Source organism: Brevibacterium siliguriense (assembly GCF_900105315.1).
GTDB classification, from domain to species: domain Bacteria; phylum Actinomycetota; class Actinomycetes; order Actinomycetales; family Brevibacteriaceae; genus Brevibacterium; species Brevibacterium siliguriense.
The window spans coordinates 3438718-3455867 of the sequence record NZ_LT629766.1; the positions used below are offsets into that span (position 1 = coordinate 3438718).

Annotated in this window: 17 protein-coding genes and 1 tRNA gene; 4 read left to right on the forward strand and 14 right to left on the reverse strand. The window is 63.4% G+C overall.

Going from position 1 to position 17150, the window contains the following annotated elements:
* Positions 1 to 17 precede the first annotated feature (17 nt).
* The 3 genes from BLU88_RS15450 to BLU88_RS15460 all read right to left on the reverse strand — a co-directional run bounded on the left by BLU88_RS15450 (position 18) and on the right by BLU88_RS15460 (position 1799).
* A complete protein-coding gene (locus BLU88_RS15450) occupies positions 18 to 263 on the reverse strand; it encodes a glutaredoxin family protein (RefSeq protein ID WP_092015854.1) in 246 nt (81 codons plus the stop codon).
* A 72-nt stretch (positions 264 to 335) separates the two neighbouring features.
* Positions 336 to 434: a 30S ribosomal protein bS22 gene (locus tag BLU88_RS15455; RefSeq protein WP_009882927.1), complete on the reverse strand. Its 99-nt coding sequence runs from the start codon at positions 432 to 434 to the stop codon at positions 336 to 338.
* A 168-nt stretch (positions 435 to 602) separates the two neighbouring features.
* Entirely contained in the window at positions 603 to 1799 is a 1197-nt protein-coding gene (locus BLU88_RS15460) for an acetoin utilization protein AcuC (RefSeq protein ID WP_092017560.1), read from the reverse strand.
* Between the two features lie 59 nt (positions 1800 to 1858).
* Here BLU88_RS15460 and BLU88_RS15465 point away from each other — a divergent pair, with 59 nt between their 5' ends.
* Positions 1859 to 3277: a TrkH family potassium uptake protein gene (locus BLU88_RS15465; protein ID WP_231939739.1), complete on the forward strand. Its 1419-nt coding sequence runs from the start codon at positions 1859 to 1861 to the stop codon at positions 3275 to 3277.
* A complete protein-coding gene (locus tag BLU88_RS15470) occupies positions 3270 to 3932 on the forward strand; it encodes a potassium channel family protein (RefSeq protein WP_092015860.1) in 663 nt (220 codons plus the stop codon). Before BLU88_RS15465 ends, BLU88_RS15470 begins: the two co-directional genes overlap by 8 nt.
* Positions 3933 to 3971: 39 nt before the next feature.
* Here BLU88_RS15470 and BLU88_RS15475 read toward each other — a convergent pair.
* From BLU88_RS15475 to BLU88_RS15485, 3 genes are all read right to left on the reverse strand, one after another.
* Positions 3972 to 4042, reverse strand: a tRNA-Gly gene (locus BLU88_RS15475).
* Between the two features lie 204 nt (positions 4043 to 4246).
* Positions 4247 to 5899 (reverse strand): solute symporter family protein, encoded by a 1653-nt coding sequence (locus tag BLU88_RS15480; RefSeq protein WP_197678148.1) that lies wholly within the window; start codon positions 5897 to 5899, stop codon positions 4247 to 4249.
* The gene (locus BLU88_RS15485; RefSeq protein WP_092015862.1) at positions 5896 to 6237 is read right to left on the reverse strand and encodes a DUF485 domain-containing protein; all 342 of its coding nucleotides are present in this window, start codon (positions 6235 to 6237) and stop codon (positions 5896 to 5898) included. Before BLU88_RS15485 ends, BLU88_RS15480 begins: the two co-directional genes overlap by 4 nt.
* A 107-nt stretch (positions 6238 to 6344) precedes the next feature.
* On the opposite strand from BLU88_RS15485, the gene BLU88_RS15490 reads away from it, so the two are divergent.
* Positions 6345 to 7226: a helix-turn-helix transcriptional regulator gene (locus tag BLU88_RS15490; RefSeq protein WP_092015865.1), complete on the forward strand. Its 882-nt coding sequence runs from the start codon at positions 6345 to 6347 to the stop codon at positions 7224 to 7226.
* A 15-nt stretch (positions 7227 to 7241) separates the two neighbouring features.
* Here BLU88_RS15490 and proC read toward each other — a convergent pair whose 3' ends face one another.
* From proC to BLU88_RS15520, 6 genes are all read right to left on the reverse strand, one after another.
* The gene (proC, locus tag BLU88_RS15495; RefSeq protein WP_092015868.1) at positions 7242 to 8078 is read right to left on the reverse strand and encodes a pyrroline-5-carboxylate reductase; all 837 of its coding nucleotides are present in this window, start codon (positions 8076 to 8078) and stop codon (positions 7242 to 7244) included.
* 115 nt (positions 8079 to 8193) lie between these two features.
* Positions 8194 to 9195 carry a sugar phosphate isomerase/epimerase family protein gene (locus BLU88_RS15500; protein WP_092015871.1) on the reverse strand — a complete coding sequence of 334 codons (1002 nt, stop codon included), beginning with the start codon at positions 9193 to 9195 and terminating at the stop codon, positions 8194 to 8196.
* A 95-nt stretch (positions 9196 to 9290) separates the two neighbouring features.
* Positions 9291 to 10823 carry a glycerol kinase GlpK gene (glpK, locus tag BLU88_RS15505; RefSeq protein ID WP_092015875.1) on the reverse strand — a complete coding sequence of 511 codons (1533 nt, stop codon included), beginning with the start codon at positions 10821 to 10823 and terminating at the stop codon, positions 9291 to 9293.
* Positions 10824 to 10860: 37 nt separating this feature from the next.
* A complete protein-coding gene (locus tag BLU88_RS15510; protein WP_092015878.1) occupies positions 10861 to 11583 on the reverse strand; it encodes an MIP/aquaporin family protein in 723 nt (240 codons plus the stop codon).
* 132 nt (positions 11584 to 11715) lie between these two features.
* Entirely contained in the window at positions 11716 to 13434 is a 1719-nt protein-coding gene (locus BLU88_RS15515; RefSeq protein WP_092015881.1) for a glycerol-3-phosphate dehydrogenase/oxidase, read from the reverse strand.
* A gap of 188 nt (positions 13435 to 13622) precedes the next feature.
* Positions 13623 to 14600, reverse strand: a complete 978-nt coding sequence (locus BLU88_RS15520) for a Ppx/GppA phosphatase family protein (protein WP_092015884.1) — start codon at positions 14598 to 14600, stop codon at positions 13623 to 13625.
* A gap of 345 nt (positions 14601 to 14945) precedes the next feature.
* Here BLU88_RS15520 and BLU88_RS18840 point away from each other — a divergent pair, with 345 nt between their 5' ends.
* The gene (locus BLU88_RS18840; protein WP_157689157.1) at positions 14946 to 15101 is read left to right on the forward strand and encodes a hypothetical protein; all 156 of its coding nucleotides are present in this window, start codon (positions 14946 to 14948) and stop codon (positions 15099 to 15101) included.
* A 4-nt stretch (positions 15102 to 15105) separates the two neighbouring features.
* Here the strand turns inward: BLU88_RS18840 and BLU88_RS15525 are convergent, their stop codons facing one another.
* Positions 15106 to 16068 (reverse strand): hypothetical protein, encoded by a 963-nt coding sequence (locus tag BLU88_RS15525; protein ID WP_157689159.1) that lies wholly within the window; start codon positions 16066 to 16068, stop codon positions 15106 to 15108.
* A gap of 44 nt (positions 16069 to 16112) precedes the next feature.
* Entirely contained in the window at positions 16113 to 16694 is a 582-nt protein-coding gene (locus BLU88_RS18205) for a hypothetical protein (RefSeq protein ID WP_231939460.1), read from the reverse strand.
* Positions 16695 to 17150: the final 456 nt, after the last annotated feature.

A 17150-nucleotide genomic window follows, 5' to 3' on the forward strand; every position in this document is an offset into this window, starting at 1 on the left:
CACTCCTTCAATCGATCTCATGCGCCCAAGGCGTCGAGCGCCTTGGACAGCCGTTTCTCATCGACTCGATGAAAACTGTGTTGTCGCCCGTTGAGAAGAACGACCGGAACATCCCAGCCGTACTGCGCGGCCAGATCGTCATCGGTGTCGATGTCGATCTCGGTCACGGTCACGTCTCTGCCCGCGGCCACTTCGGTGACGGTCTGCAGCGCCTGGGCGCACAGATGGCAGTCGACACGCGTGAGAAAGGTCAGGTCGACCATGGCTCACTCCTCATCGGGTGCAACAAACCCCGCCGAGAAATCACTCGAGCGGGGGCGTAGGACCGTTGGGTCTTACTTCTTGTTGCGACGCTGGTGACGTGTCTTGCGAAGCTGCTTGCGGTGCTTCTTCTTCGACATACGCTTGCGGCGCTTCTTGATGACTGAGCCCACTCGGGTACCCCTTGTGCTTGTCGGTGGAGGGTGAACTTCAGGTGCCCACCCATTGAACTAACCGTGCAATTCTATCGCTTGGCCGCCTGCTTTCCCAAAACTGTGTCCAGATCCACAACGACGGTGGCAGACGATCCGCGAGGGCGCGGGGATCGGGTTCGGCTCAGTTCAATCGAAGTAGGGGTCGAGGGCGTAGAAGGGGAAGATGTTCTTCCGGGTGCCCATCACGGCCCGGTCGAGTTCGGCTTCGGGGTCGAATCCCTTCGACCAGGGTTCGAAGGAGCCGTCGAATCCGTCGGTCATCGACAGCGGTGCTTCCCGTCCGGTCTTCGTCTGCGCATAGGCGGCCCACCGCCCGGGGATCCGAGCACCGGGATCGATATCGCGTCCGGCTGCCACAGCCAGGAGGTTCGTCCAGGCGCGGGGCACGACGTCGATGATCGCGTATCCCCCTCCCCCGACGGACAGCCAGCGTCCGTCGGCATGTTCGACGGCGAGGTCGCGGATGCGTTCGGCGGCGATCCGCATGGCGTCCACGCTCAGACGCATATGGGTCAGAGGGTCAGTGCGGTGTCCGTCGCAGCCGTGTTGGGAGACGATGACCTGAGGTTCGAAGGCGGCGACGACCTGCGGGACCGTGGCGTCGAAGGCGCGCAGCCAGTCCGCGTCCCCCGATCGCGGGGGCAGGGCGATATTCACCGCCGAGGCGGCCGCCTTGAGTCCCCCGATATCGGCGGGGAATCCGGTGCCGGGGAAGAGGAACTTCCCCGATTCGTGGATCGAGATCGTGAGCACTCGCGGGTCGTCCCAGAAGAAGGTCTCCACACCGTCACCGTGGTGGGCGTCGGTATCGAGGTAGACGATGCGCTCATATCCGGAGTCGAGGAATTCGGTGATCGCACCTGCGGCGTCGTTGTAGACGCAGAAGCCGCTGGCCTTGCCCGGCATCGCGTGGTGCATTCCGCCGCAGAAGTTCACCGCGCGCCGATATTCCCCGGAGATGATCGCATTCGCGGCGTTGACACTGCCTTGGAACAGCAGTGCCGAGGGGGTGTGCATGTTCTCGAACCCCGGGACATCCTCGGTGCCGATCCCATACCTGTTCGCGTCCTCCTCGTCGAGGCCCTCCTCGGTGCCGGCCTGCCTGACCGCGGCGATGTAGTCGGAGTCGTGGAGGCGCGCGAGCTTCGCCTCATCGATCTCACCGATGGGATTGACGTGGACGTTCTCCGCTTCGAAGAGGCCGAAGTCCATGGCGAGCTTCGCTGTCAGGTCGAGCCTGAGGGGGTGCATGGGGTGGCTGGGACCGAAGTTGTAACCGGTCACCTCGTCGTCCCAAACGACATACACATCATTTTCGGCCATGCCCACCATGCTATATGGCGCAGCTCACTTGCGCCGATTCCGGGGCCACCGGCTCTACCATGGTGCATGTGCCCAAGAATTCCTCGCCTCGTTACGACCGGCTGCTGAAGCCGGGCCGGTGGGTCCGCGACTTCGTCGACGACCTCGCCGTGGCTTCACCGGCGCGTCTGGCGATCGGGTCCTTCGTCGCCGTCGTCGCGGCGTTTGCGATTCTGCTGATGCTGCCGGCGAGCATGCGCGACCCCGGTTCGGTCGATCAGGCCACGCACATCGCGAACTCCGTGTTCGTGGCGGTCTCGGCCGTGTGCGTCACCGGACTGACCCCCGTCGTCACGGAGCAGTACTGGTCGGATTTCGGAATCTCGGTCATCACCGCGGGCATCCAGGTCGGCGGTCTCGGAATCCTCACCCTCGCCTCGGTGCTGGGCATGGCGGTTTCCAGGCGGCTGGGAGTGCGGCAGCGCCTGATTGCTCAGCAGGCCACCTCGGCGCTCAATCTGGGTCAGGTAGGTTCGCTGCTCAAGACCGTGGTCATCACCATCTTCACCGCCGAATCGATCCTCGCGGTACTGCTGTTCCCGCGGTTCCTCATCCGCGGAGAGTCACTCGGCGACTCCATCTGGTATTCGGTGTTCTACTCGATCTCGGCGTTCAACAACGCCGGGTTCACCATCCACGAGGGCGGGGCGGCCTACTTCGCTTCGGATCCGTGGATTCTGTCCCTGCTCATGGCGGGGGTGTTCGTCGGGTCGCTGGGCTTCCCGGTCGTGCTCATGGTCGCAATGTTCTGGAACCGGCCCAGCCGATGGGACCTGCATACGAAGCTGACGCTGACGACCACGACCACGATCCTGGCCATCGGACTGCTGCTGTTGGCGCTGTTCGAGTCGGCCAACCCGGCGACCCTGGGCGATAAGAACGCGGGCCACACCTTCGTCGAAGTGCTGTTCATGGCGGTCATGCCCCGATCCGGCGGGTTCGCGACGATGGAGATCGCGGACATGAGTCAGGCCTCGCATCTGCTCATGGATCTGATGATGTTCATCGGCGGCGGATCGTCGTCGACGGCCGGCGGAATCAAGGTGACGACGGTGGCAGTGCTCGTCCTCGCCGCGTACGCCGAGGCCCGGGGCCTGCAGGATGTGCACGTCTTCGGCCGGCGGCTGACGTCGTCGACGATCAAGCTCTCGATCTCGATCCTGCTCACGGGTGCGATGATCGTCTTCCTCGGCACCCTGACCATGCTGCAGATCAGTGCGGAGCCAATCGATCGCGTGCTGTTCGAGGTGATCTCGGCCTTCGGCACCGTGGGTCTGAGTTCAGGGGTGTCGGCGACCTCACCGAACACGGGACTCTATGTTCTGTCGGTGATCATGCTCATCGGTCGCCTCGGTACGATTACACTGGCGGCTGCACTGTCCATGCAGGATTCAGTGCGCCTGTACCGCTACCCCGAAGAAAGGCCGGTCGTTGGCTAACGAACACACTTCAATCCTGGTCATCGGACTGGGGCGCTTCGGGTCCTCGACTGCGGCGACTCTTGCCCGTCTGGGTCGCGAAGTCATGGCCATCGAGCACAATCCCGAGCTCGTCAAGGACTGGAGCGGAAAGCTCACGCACGTCGTCGAAGCCGATTCGACGAACATCGATGCTCTGCGCCAGGTGGGCGCCGGTGACTTCTCGACCGCCGTCGTCGGCATCGGAACCTCGATCGAAGACAGCGTCCTCACGACCGCCAACCTCGTCGACCTGGGAGTCACGCAGGTGTGGGCGAAGGCGATCTCTCCGTCGCACGGCAAGATCCTCCACCGCATCGGCGCCCACCATGTGCTCTACCCGGAGTCGGATGCCGGCCGCCGAGTCGCTCACCTGGTCAGCTCCCGGATGATGGAGTACATCGAGTTCGATGAGGGCCATTTCGCTGTGGTGAAGATGCGTCCGCCGCGGGAGATCCAGGGCTTCACCCTCAGCGAGTCCGGTGTCCGCGACAAGTACGGAGTGACGATCGTCGGCATCAAGAGTCCCGGCCGCGACTTCACCTACGCCGATCCGACGACTCGAGTGGGCAAACAGGACCTGCTCATCGTCGCCGGGCACGTCGAGCTGCTCGGCCGCTTCGCCGGTCGCCCCTAGGCTGTGGGGCTTCGAGGGCACTTCGACAGGCGACAGGAGAGCGGGCGACGGGAATCGAACCCGCGTCATCGGCTTGGGAAGCCGAAGCTTTACCATTAAGCTACGCCCGCATGCCACCGCTGGTCAGCAGGCATGCACCAGGAGCAGACTCGATGCTGACATGCCTTAGCCGGCGACTCGAACCAGTCTACAGCTTTCCAACGCAGCGAAGGTCGAGCGGTCGACCGCAGACAGCGACAACCGCGTGTTCGAGGTGCATTCGCGCTGATCAGAATCAGGCCGTCTGCACTTCGAACACGCGGTCGGCGGATGACTCAGTGCTCGACAGCCTCCTCGGCGCCGAAACCGGTGTGAGCACGAACGTCCATCTCTGCGGCAAGCTCTGGGCTCTCCACTGTCCGGTCCGTGATCGAGGCGATCCAGCCGAGGATGAAGCCGAGCGGAATCGAGATGATGCCCGGGTTCGACAGCGGGAAGATCGCGAAGTCGGCACCGGGGATCATGGCGGTCTCAGAGCCGGAGACGACCGGCGAAAACGCGATGAGCACCATCGCCGAGATCAGTCCGCCGTAGATCGACCACACCGCACCGCGAGTGGTGAAGCGCTTCCAGAACAGCGAATACACGATCGTGGGCAGGTTCGCACTGGCGGCGACGGCGAAGGCGAGGGCCACGAGGAATGCGATGTTCTGACCCTGCACTCCGATGCCGCCGATGATCGCGACAGCACCGATGACGACGACGGTGCGGCGGGCGATCTTGACCTCCACCTCGGAGTCCTCGACCTTGCCCTTCTTGATGACGTTGGCGTAGATATCGTGGGCGAACGAGGCCGCCGCGGTGATCGCCAGGCCCGCCACCACCGCAAGGATCGTGGCGAACGCGACCGCGGAGATGAAGCCCATGAGCAGAGGCCCTCCGAGCTGGAGCGCCAGCAGCGGTGCCGCGGAGTTCACGCCGCCAGGAGCGTTCTTGATCGTGTCGGCACCGACGAGTGCGGCCGCACCATAGCCGAGCACGAGGGTGAAGAGGTAGAACGCACCGATGAGCCAGATCGCCCACACCACGGATCGGCGAGCTTCCTTAGCCGTGGGGACGGTGTAGAAGCGCATGAGCACATGGGGCAGACCCGCCGTGCCCAGCACGAGCGCAAGTGCCAGGGAGATGAAGTCGAGCGGATTCTCACCGTACTGCAGACCCGGGTTGAGGACGCCTTCCCCGACTCCTTCGGCTGCGTTGTCCACGGCGGAGGCCAGCAGCGTCGAGAGATTGAAGCCGTTGAGTGCGAGTACCCAGACGGTCATGGCGAAGGCACCGGCGATGAGCAGGATCGCCTTGACGATCTGCACCCAAGTGGTGCCCTTCATTCCGCCGACCAGGACGTAGATGATCATCAGCGCGCCGACGACGGCGATGACCAGCGACTGGCCGACTTTGCCATCGATGCCCATGAGCAGAGACACGAGTCCGCCGGCGCCAGCCATCTGCGCGAGCAGGTAGAAGAAGCAGACCGCCAGCGTCGACAGGGCTGCTGCCATGCGCACGGGGCGCTGTTTGAGGCGGAAGGACAGCACATCAGCCATGGTGAACTTGCCGGTGTTGCGCATGAGCTCGGCGACGATGAGCAGAGCGACGAGCCAGGCGACGAGGAAGCCAATCGAGTAGAGGAACCCATCATAGCCGTTGACGGCGATCGCACCGCAGATGCCGAGGAAGGACGCGGCAGACAGGTAGTCACCCGAGATGGCGAAACCGTTCTGCGGTCCGGTGAACGACCGTCCGCCTGCGTAGTAGTCCGAAGCGGACTTGTTGTTGCGGCTGGCCCGCAGAACAATGAACATCGTGACCGCGACGAATGCGGCGAAGATCGTGATGTTGAGGACCGGGTTGTTCTCCACCTCGGTGGTCGCTGCGCCGAGGAGGTCGACTCCCGAAGCGACGAAGTCTCCGATTGCCAGAATGCTCATGGGCGGTGTCCTTCCAATTCGGCCTGCAGTCGTTCACGGATCGCTTCCGCGGGAGGGTCGAGCTTCTTGTTGGCGAACGAGACGTAGAACATCGTGATCGCGAAGGTCGTCACGAACTGCAGCAGCCCGAATACGAGTCCGACGTTGATCTCCCCCACGACCTTCGTCGACATGAAGTCATGCGCGTACGTACTGAGGATGACGTAGAGGAAGTACCAGACGAGGAACGCGATCGACAGCGGGATCACCACCGAGAAGCGTTTGCGTTTGAGGGCCTTGAACTCCGGCTTCTCCTCCTCTGCGAGGAAGTCAACACCGGTGTTGACGGGGTCATTCATTCTTTCTCCTTTGATTGGACAGAACATCAGTGTTCTGAATCACATGACCCAAAGGTAACGTTCAGCATGCGCTAGGGAATACCACCGAAAGTTGGTAGCTTGTTCACATGAATGCGCACGCCAAGGAAACGCGGGCTCTCAAAGTCGAGACCCGTCGCCTGTTCGTCGAAGCCGTCGACTCCCTGCACCAGAGCGGCACAGGTGACGTCGTCTTCGGAGGCATGGTCGAAGAGGGTTCGGTGGCTGTCGAAGCCGTCGCCGGCGCCGACAAGGACCTTCTCTCGTCCCTCATCGTCAGCACCGGGCGCGGACTCGGAGGGCGGGCAATGACCGAGGGCACTCCGCAGCTCACCCGCGACTACGAGATCGACCCTCTCATCACCCATCACTACGACGAGGAGGTGCTCGGTGAGGGCATCCGCGTCCTCGTAGCCGTCCCCACCCTGCACGGCGGTGAGGTCACCGGCATGGTCTACTGCGGCCACCGCGCGGACTACAATGCCGCCGCCCCGCAGACGGGAGATCTCGTCCGGCGGGTGCGACAGCTCTCGGTCGATCTCGGCCGGCTCGGCTACCGGCAGGAACCACGCGTCCCGGTCAAGGAGGAACCGCTCTACCCGGATCTGGATCCGTCGGGTCGCGAAGCTCTGCGACACACCTATGCAGAGCTTCGTGCCATCCGCTCCGACATCGTCGATGAGGAGACCCGGGAGAAGCTCACCGGCGTCGAGGCGCGCCTGGCCGATATCCTCTCCGGACACAACCCGGAGAGATTCCAGACGCCTGTCCCCGCCGTCAAGCTGTCGCCGAGGGAGACCGACATCCTCTCGCATGTCGCCCTGGGCTGGCCGAATGCCCGCATAGCCGAGGCGCTGTCGCTGCGCGAGTCGACGGTGAAGTCCTATCTCAACACGGCCATGGTCAAGCTCTCGGCACGGACCCGGCATGAGGCCGTGTCGATCGCCCGTTCCTCCCACGTCCTCCCCTGAGAGGGGAGGATCGGATCAGCTGTTGATGACCTCGGAATTCTCCCGTTCCATCTCCACGGAACGGTCCGCCGCAGCCTGTGCAGCCGCCTCGGCGATATCGAAGATCCCGGCGTCGAGGAACTGCTGGAGACCGGCCAAGGTCGTCCCGCCCTTGCTGCTCACGGCCTGACGCTGAGCGGCGGGGTCGGGCTTCTCGGTCAGGAGTCGGCCGGCACCGTCGGCTGTGGCCACGACCATCTGGCGGGCGGCGTCCTCGCTCAGCCCCTGTTGGACGCCGGCGGCGATCATGGCTTCGGCGAGGAGGAAGAAGTACGCGACTCCGGACCCGGAGATTCCGGTCATGGCAGGGATCTGGGATTCGTCGAGATCGACGACGAGGCCGGCGCCCGACAGCAGGGACTTCAGTGTGTCCACGCTGGCGGCGGTCACCTCGGCGGTGGGAGCCAGCGCGATGACACCGTGGCCGATGGCACTCGGCGTGTTCGGCATGATCCGCACGATCGGGTTCTCGGGGGCGAGCCTGGCGAGGTCCGCGGCGGCGACGCCGGCGGCCATGGACACGAGCACGGAGTTCGGGTCGAGGTCGTCGGCGAGGTCACGCAGGGTCTCGGCCATCATCCACGGCTTCACGCCGAGGAAGACGAAATCGGCTCCGGAAACGGCGTTCCTGTTCGCGTCGGCATCGTCCTCCACCGAGGCGACCGTGGCGGTGGGCAGATCGCTGCGGAGTCGCTGCGCCGAGACGGTCGAATTCGTCGTCGCGCGGACGGTGATGCCCGCGTCCGCGGTGAGGATTCCCTGGATCAGGGCCGTGCCCATGTTGCCGGTTCCGATGGAGGCGATTGTGGTCAAAGCGCGCCAGCCTTTCGATGTTCGGGGTGTTGGTGGTCAGTTGGTGTCCGTGGAATTGCGCGTGCCGGTGCGAGGTCGGGCGAATGGACTCGTGACGTCGCTTTCCGCCGCCGGGTCAGCTCTCGTCACCTGTCCTCCCGGACTGCGCGGGCTTGTGCTCGGACGTGCGGGTGTGGCTGTGGGCGTTGCGTCGCGGTGCGCCTTCGTCCAGGCCGAGGTGCTCGCGGGCGAATGCAATGGAGTCGGCGAGCATCTTCTCGCGAGCTGACTGCTTGCGCACGAATCGGGTGTTTACCTCGACGACGACGTCGCCCTGCCAGTTGTGTTTGGCCAGGTGCTGCAAGGTCTCGGCGACGGGCATGTTGCCTTCGCCAGGCACCAGGTGTTCGTCCTTGAGTGAACCGGCGCCGTCAGTGAGGTGGACGTGGCGGAGTTTGTCGAAGATCTCGTCCACGGTTTCCAGGGCGTTCATGCCGGCGGTGGAGGCGTGTGAGAAGTCGAAGGTGAGGTCGTCGTAGTCCTCGTCCAGGGGGTTCCAGTCGGGATAGTAGACCTGGATCTCGCGCAGGCCGGCCCGCCAGGGATACATGTTCTCAACGGCCAGACTCACACCGGTCTCCTGAGCGACTTCACGGACGCCGTCGACGAAGCCGAGGGCGTATTCGCCCTGCCATCGGAACGGCGGGTGGAGGACGACTGTGTCGGCACCCACCTCCTTGGCGAGGTTCGCGGTGATCCGCAGCTTCTCCCAATGGTCTTTGTGCAGCACTCGGGGCAGGAACAGCAGGGTCGGGGCGTGCAGGGAGATGACGTCGAGTCCGGTGTCGCGGGCGAGTCCGCTGATGAGGTCGACGTCGCGGGTCTCGGTGTTGTGGGTGATCATGATTTCGACACCGTCGTAGCCGTGTTTGGCCGCTTGGGTGAAGGTCTCCTCGACGGTCATGGGCGAGACGGAGGAGCTGGAGAGGCCGAGCCTGATGCGGTTGTCGGAGACGTGATGGGCGTCTTTCTCATACACGTCGTGTTTGTCGAAGTACTCCCTGTGGCGCTTCGAATTCGAGCGCGCAGAATTCTTGGTGGTCAGCACCTTCCGCTGGGACTTCGACTTTTTGCTCATCACGTCCAGTTTAACGCCGACTCCCCGCCCCAGAACTACCCGACGGCGGCCCAGCAACCTCGCGCGAGGTTGCTGGGCCGCCGTCGGGTAGTAAATCAGCCGTAGAGGGCTTCGGTGTCCTCGTCGACCCAGCCCTTGGCGCGTTCGACAGACTTGTTCCAGAGGCGATAGAGACGATCGACCGTCTCCTCGTCCATCGACGGGTTCCAGCGCTTGTCCTCACGCCAGTTGTTTCGCACGTCTTCCTCACCGTTCCAGAACTTCACGGCGATTCCCGCGGCATAGGCCGCGCCAAGTGCGGTGGTCTCGATGACCTCGGGTCGGATGACGGGCACGCCGAGGAGGTCGGCCTGGAACTGCATGAGCGTCTCGTTCGCGACCATGCCGCCGTCGACCTTGAGCTCGGTGAGCTCGACACCGGAGTCGAGGTTCATCGAGTCGAGGACCTCGCGCGACTGGAAGGCCACGGATTCGAGTGCGGCACGGGCGATGTGGTTCTTGTTCACATACCTCGTCAGACCCACCATCACGCCGCGGGCGTCGGACTCCCAATGCGGGGCGAAGAGTCCGGAGAACGCGGGCACGATATAGCAGCCGCCATTGTCGTCGACCTGCTTGGCCAGGGTTTCGACCTCGGGTGCGTCCTTGATGATGCCGAAGTTGTCGCGCAGCCACTGCACGAGCGAACCGGTGACGGCCACCGATCCCTCGAGCGCGTAGACGGCCTTGTCCTCGCCGATCTTGTACGCGACGGTGGTGAGCAGCCCGTTCTTGCTGGCCACCGGCTCATTGCCGGTGTTGATGAGCATGAAGTTGCCGGTGCCGTACGTGTTCTTCGCCTGCCCCTTCTCGAAGCACGCCTGACCGAAGGTCGCGGCCTGCTGATCACCGAGGATGCCGCAGATCGGGGTGTCGATGATGAGTCCGTTCTTCGCCCCGTAGCCGTAGATCTCCGAGCAGGACTTGATCTCGGGCAACATCTCGACGGGGATGCCCATATCGGCTGCGATATCGGGGTTCCAGTCGAGGGTGTCGATGTTCATCAGCATCGTCCGCGAGGCATTTGTGACGTCGGTGACGTGGACTCCGCCGTTGACCCCGCCGGTGAGGTTCCAGATCACCCAGGTGTCCATGGTGCCGAAGAGCAGGTCTCCGGCTGCGGCAGCCTCCTTGACCCCGTCGACGTTGTCGAAGATCCACTTGGCCTTCGGGCCGGAGAAGTAGGTGGCCAGAGGCAGACCCACCCGGTCCTTGTACTTGTCCGGTCCCTCGTCCCCGGCGAGTTCGTCGCAGACCTTCTGGGTACGCGCGTCCTGCCATACGATGGCGTTGTAGACGGGCTCACCGGTGTTCTTGTTCCAGATGACGGTGGTCTCACGCTGGTTGGTGATGCCCACACCCTCGAGCTGGTGGCGATTGATGTTCGCCCGGGTGAGAGCCTGGCCGATCGCCTCGTTGGTGTTCTTGATGATCTCGACCGGATCGTGCTCGACCCAGCCGGCGCGGGGGAAGATCTGTTCGTGCTCGAGCTGGCCGGACGACACGATCTGCCCGTCATGGTTGAAGACGATCGCCCGCGACGAGGTGGTGCCCTGGTCGATGGCGAGGATGAACTTTTCCTGACTCATTCTGACTCCTGTGTCGAAGTAGTTCTTGGTGGTCTGTTCAGATGAAGGCTCGGGAGATGACGCCGGCAAGCACCGCACCGACGAGAGGCCCGGCGATCGGTACCCACGAATAGGCCCAATCCGAGCCGCCCTTGTTCGGGATCGGCAGCAGCGCATGGACGATGCGCGGGCCGAGGTCACGCGCCGGGTTGATGGCGTAGCCGGTCGGTCCGCCCAAGGAAGCACCGATGGCGACAACGATCAGTGCGACTGCCAGCGGTCCGAGCCTATCCGGCGTTCCGCCGAACAGCAGGATGACGAACACGAGGACGAAGGTCGCGATCACCTCGGTGACGAAGTTCCATCCGTAGGAGCGGAGCTCCGGCCCGGTGGAGAATGTGCCGAGGATGCTCCCGGCTTCCTTCTCCTCGTCGTAGTGCTTCTTATACACAGCCCATGCGAGGACGGCACCGATCATCGCGCCGATCATCTCGGCCGCGAGGTAGGCCACCGTGTTGGCGAAGTTGACGGGGATGCCGTCGGCGTATTCGCTCGCCCCGCTGAAGAGGATGCCGAAGGTCACGGCAGGATTGAGGTGTGCGCCGGTCTTGTAGGCGACGAAGACACCGGCGAAGACGCCGAGGCCCCAGCCGAAGGAGATCAGCAGCCAGCCACCGCCGTTGCCTTTGGTCTTGGTCAGGACGACGTTGGCAACGACGCCGACGCCGAGCAGTATGAGCATCGCCGTACCGGCGATCTCGTAGAGGAAGATGGTGCCCATATCTCACAAACTCCTATTGTTTGTCTGTCCGGTGGGTGCCCCGGTCGGTGGTCGGCCCGGAAGGTGCTCCGGGGTCGGTCGATATTCAGTTGACGGTATTCGGTTGTGGTCCCGCACTGCGCTGTGCACGGTTCAGTGGAGAGTCTTCCCGACCAGGGCCGCTGCCGAGGCGTCGTCGTCGGTGGACTCGGCCGCAACCTGGGCGTCGACGTGGGCGTTGAAGTCCTCGACCTCGGTCGACTGACGTTCGGCGTCCCATCCGAGGACGGGTGCAACGATGTCCGCGACCGCGTCGGCGGCGGCCTTCCCGCGGTCCGAGACCTCGTAGTTCAGCCGCATCCGCCTCTCCAGGATGTCGCCGAGGTGGACGGCCCCCTCTGCGGCGGCCGCGTAGTGGGCTTCGACGCGCAGGTAGCGTTCGGCGCCTTCCAGCGGCTGGCCGAGTTCGGGATCCTCGTCGACGAGGTCGAGCAGATCCTCGATGAGGGTGCCGTAGCGGCGGATGAGACGTTTGACGCGGTCTTCATCCCAGCCGTACTTCTCCGCGATACCGGACTGGCCCCGACGCAGCGCACCCACGCCCTGGGCACCGAGCAGCGGCACGGATTCGGTGAGTGACCGGCGGTCCTTCGCATCGTCGCCGAGGACGAAGTCGACGGCGTCTTCGGCCATCACCCGGTAGGTGGTGAACTTGCCTCCTGCGATCGCGGCCAGGGCCGGTTCGACCTCCATCACAGTGTGTTCACGGGAGACTTTCGTCGAAGCCTGCCCCTCCTTGACGACCGGCTGGAGCAGCGGCCGCAGGCCGGAGTAGACGCCGATGACGTCGTCGCGGGTGAGTTTGTCGGCGAGGATGGCGTTGGCGTGTTCGAGCAGGTAGTCGATGTCTTTCGAGGTCGCCACCGGGGCGTCGACGTCTTCGTTCCACGGGGTGTCGGTGGTGCCGATGACCCAATAGCCTTCCCAGGGGATGACGAAGAGGACGGACTTCTCCGTCTTCGAGATGATTCCGGTGTTCGGGTCGGCCTTGATCTTGTCCTCGGCCACCGTGATGTGCACGCCCTTGGAGGCGAGCACCTTGAGTCCGGCATCGGCCTTCGCCAGATCCTGCTGCTCTTCGGTCCACACGCCTCCGGCGAGGATGGTGCGGCGGGCGTGGATATCGAATTCCTCGCCGCTGATCTCGTCCCGGGCATGGACGCCCGTGACCTGGTCACCATCGTGGAGGTAGCCGATGACGGAGACGTGGTTGGCGGCAGCGGCTCCGTAGCTCACGGCCGAGCGGACGAGGGTCATGACGAAGCGAGCGTCGTCGACCTTCGCATCGTAGTATTCGAGGGCTCCGACGGCGGCGTCGTCGGCCAGGCCCGGGAAGTGGGAGCTCAGTGCCTTCTTGCCGAGGTGGCGGTGCATCGGCACAGCGCGTTTGCGTCCCGGCCGAGTGGCCATCGTGTCGTAGAGGAGCACGCCTGATCCGATGAAGGCCCGGTCGATGAGGCGGTGTTCGAAGGGGAACACGAAGGCCACGGGTTCGACGAGGTGGGGTGCGGTGTGCTGAAGCAGCAGATCGCGCTCCTTCAGCGCCTCGGCGACGAGCTTGAAGTCGAGCATCTCGAGGTAGCGCAGTCCTCCGTGCATGAGCTTCGACGAGCGGGATGAAGTACCCGAGGCCCAGTCCTTCGCATCGACGACACCGACCTTGAGCCCGCGGGTAGCGGCGTCGAAGGCCGATCCCGCGCCGGTCACTCCCCCACCGACGACGAAGACATCAAGCGGGTCGGCCGCGCTCGTCTTCTTCAGAGTCTCCAGTGCCTGGTCGCGGAAGTTCGGGGACAGCTCACCATTTCGCATCGGCAGGTTCGTGCTTTCTGTCAGTCGATTCGGGCTTTGGCCGAAGCCGGCACGTGCAGATCAGTGCGGGTGCCGCCTCGGCGACTATTCAAAAACTAGCAGGCGAACCTGAATTCCGATACTGCTCGGCTGGCCACAAGGCCGCTCGCCCGTAATCTAAGAACGCCGAAGCGAATTCCGACGGAGATTCAGTCAAGAGCGGCAACCGACTCCACGCGCATCGCCGAGGACTGCTCGGCGGAGTCGAGGAGGTCGAGTTTGCGCATTATGATGCCTTCGCGCAGCGCCCATGGGGAGATGTTCATGACACCGATGTCGAAGATCGTGAAGGCCGCCTCGGCGACGATCGCCCCGGCCAGCACCTGACCGGCACGGGCTTCGGAGACGCCGGGCAGGGTCGCGCGTTCCGCTGGGGTCCGAGAGGCGAGGGTGTCGATGATGCCGTCGAGATCGCGGCGGAAGAGCTTCCGAGGCGCATAGATTCCGTCCCCGCTCGGGGCCGCACCGGCTATGCGTGCCAAGGAGCGGAAGGTCTTCGACGATCCGACGACCTGATCGGGCACGCCGACCCGGTTGATATCGCCGGCGATGCGTCCGATCTGTGCCCGGGCGTGCTTGCGCAGCCGGTGGATGTCCTCTGCAGTGGGCACCGGGTCAGGGAGGAAGTCCGAATAGGTGCGACCGGCCCCGAGCGGAACCGACACGGCCGCCTGCGGGTATTCGTCCTGACCGGCCGCGATCTCCAGTGAACCGCCGCCGATGTCGAGCAGCAGGATCTTCCCGGCCGACCATCCGAACCAACGGCGGGCGGCGAGGAAGGTCACGCGGGCTTCGTCGCGGCCCGTCATGACGTTGAGGGTGACCCCGAGCTGAGCGTTGATCGATTCGATGAGGCTGACCCCGTTCGGAGCTTCCCTGACCGCCGAGGTGGCGAATGCGAGGATCTGCTCCGCCCCTTGGTCTTCGGCGATCTCGACGGCATCGGCGATGAAAGAACGCAGTCGTTCCTGGCCGTCTGCGTCGATCGATCCATCATCGTTGAGATACTCAGCGAGTCGAAGCACCTCCTTGTGCGAGGTGGCCGGCAGGGGCGGCGCTCCGACGTGGGCGTCGACGACCAGGAGGTGGACGCTGTTGGAGCCGATATCGAGGACTGCTAGGCGCATTCGCTCAGTTTATCCCGTCAGCGGACTTCGTCGCTTCCCGAGGCGAATCCTGACGGCTGAGTCGGCCAGCTGTCAGTGCAGCGGTGGGCCGTACGGTCAGTTAATTTCCTGTTAGCTGACGTCGGCTGGGGGCGCCAAGGTGGCCGGAATCAGGGACATTCTCTCCTGGCCGGGATCACACCACAGGGCCTCGAGCTCGAGATCTACTGCGACGCTATGATCGCGCAATCTGGTCCACTCAGGATGACGAATCGGCCTTTACCAACTATCTCAGACGCACGGAGACTAATTCAGACACATGGATCAGACCGACATAACCACAGCGAGATGAGATGACCACGTCGCATGGTGAGTCGCAAGGACGGCGCAATGGGGCTCGACTGGTTCCCGTCCGGCATCGTCTCTCTCACGCTCACAGACGTAATGTTCGACACTGGCGATGTCTCGCCCGATGCTCTCGTCCGCCTCAACGTCGCACGCCGCGGCGATCCGGTAGGTTGATCTCCTAAGTATCAGACGGCGCCCACACACGTTGTGAGATCCGAGCGAATTCGACCGCGAGTTCGACCGCCCACTCCAGGGCTTCGGCAGGGTGTTCAGTCGCCTGCGTAACAAATCCAACGTGGGAACCTCGAAATCCCCTCGCTTGATAAGGCGCATCCATGCCGAAAGTCTCTTGCTGGGGTGAACGACTACCGTGTCGGGAGAGCGGAACGCCACGCTGAGCTTCCAGACGCTCCGCCTCATCCCAAGCAGCAGACAGGGCATCATGCATCCGCTGATTGGATTCCGGGTTGGAAACATCATCGTCATCCACTTTGAATCCGATCGTGACATGGAATCGCGGCGATCGCTGCGCATCACGATTCGCTTCCACCTGACCGAACACCCAGGTACCTTGCACCGTAATATCGAGACAGGGAAACCGCCTCCCAGTATGGGCTTGTTTCACTAATACTTCGGCGGGATGTTTCGACTTCGATGAGGCTTCGGACAAGAGTTTGCGAATCCGCGCCTTCGAACCGGGAAGCTGTGCAAGTCGATCGATGTCTGCTGCGAGTTGTTCTGCCAGCGGATTGACCTCGGTCAACCTGGCCAGCAGCTCTCCCCAGGCAATTGCACGCACGGACGGACGTTCTTTCAGCACCGCCTGCACATCGGGGGCCTGCAGCGAAGGTACGAGCACCACGGCAATGGCCTCGGAGAACTCGAACGAGTACGTGTCCAGCTGTTCGACCGAGACGAAATCGTCGATCTTGGCCTCGACGTAAACGTCAAGACCTGATTTGGTCGAGAAGTGCAGATCCGTGTGTTTGTCCTCCCGACGCATCGATGCAGGATCCACTGGCCCGAGTTCTGTGCCAATGCAGTCGCCCAGAATCTCCCCGAACTCTTCCGGGTGGGTAATCCCCAGGGCGGTCAGGGCCCTCACCGCGCTGTGCTCATTCGTCCATGCCTGTGCCTTCATCGTGCTCTCCCTTTTTCCTTGTATCGATTCCATCGACCATGCCCTCAATCCCGGAAACCATGCTGGTGCCACGGTGTCCCGTCCCACGGTTCCGCCCACCCGATGTGTTTGACCCGCAGCTGCGGAAGCGCGGGATCAGAATAGTGCGGGTACACCAGCTTCAACCGGCCGCCGAGTTCGGTCAGGCCTCCCAGGCGACTCGGATCGGGAGTCGTGTACATTCCGCCGCCCCATGTTCCATCAGCGTCCGGATACCGCGTGACATCGACCGGACAGTCAACCACTCGGACGCCGAACTTCGTCAAACCGACAACGACATAGAACTCCACCCAGTACGATCCCAAGTGGGCCTTGAACACGTCACCGATCGAAAGACCGAAATAGGCCGGCCCGAGTGCCACATCGCCCCATCTCGCCAAGAAGGCAAGGCCCGACAGCCCCTTTCCCGTTCTGGCATGCCCGCGCCACCTCCGAGCGATATACCCGAACTCGTTTGCCGTAAGCCTTTCGGCAACAAGGGTCACCGGCCCTTCCAGCCGATCAAGTTCCTGCGAGATCAGATTGCCCTCTCCGCTGCCATCGACTCGCGGCACCCACACAACAGAAAGATCTAGTCCTGTCAGCACCGGCCCCGAGGATACGACCCGGTCCACGAGGAGGTAGGGAACATCTTGGCTTCCACAGTCGCCGCAGGATTCGCCGCATTGTACGCAGCAAGATCCGGATAGTTTCTGCTCCGATGCCCGATCCGATTACGCATTTTTAGAGATTAGCACACATGAACTATTCACTTCACGGCCCTTAGAATGCTGAGATGAACTCCCAGCGACCGAGCAGACCGAAACTGGTATCGGGCAGAGAAGCAACCCGAATTCTCATGGAGGCGAACTGCTGCGAAGCCATACAGGCGCGACACGTTCTTGCCTGCGGACTCGCAGGAGCCGGATTCTCATACGGCAACGCAGTGATCTACGAGCACGACTCCGTAGTCGACCTTTCGAAACGTCCCAAGCTGAGCCTCGACGATATGTGGGACGCACTTCCTTTCGAGGCAGTCGTCGTGGCACGCCAGCATGCAAGGA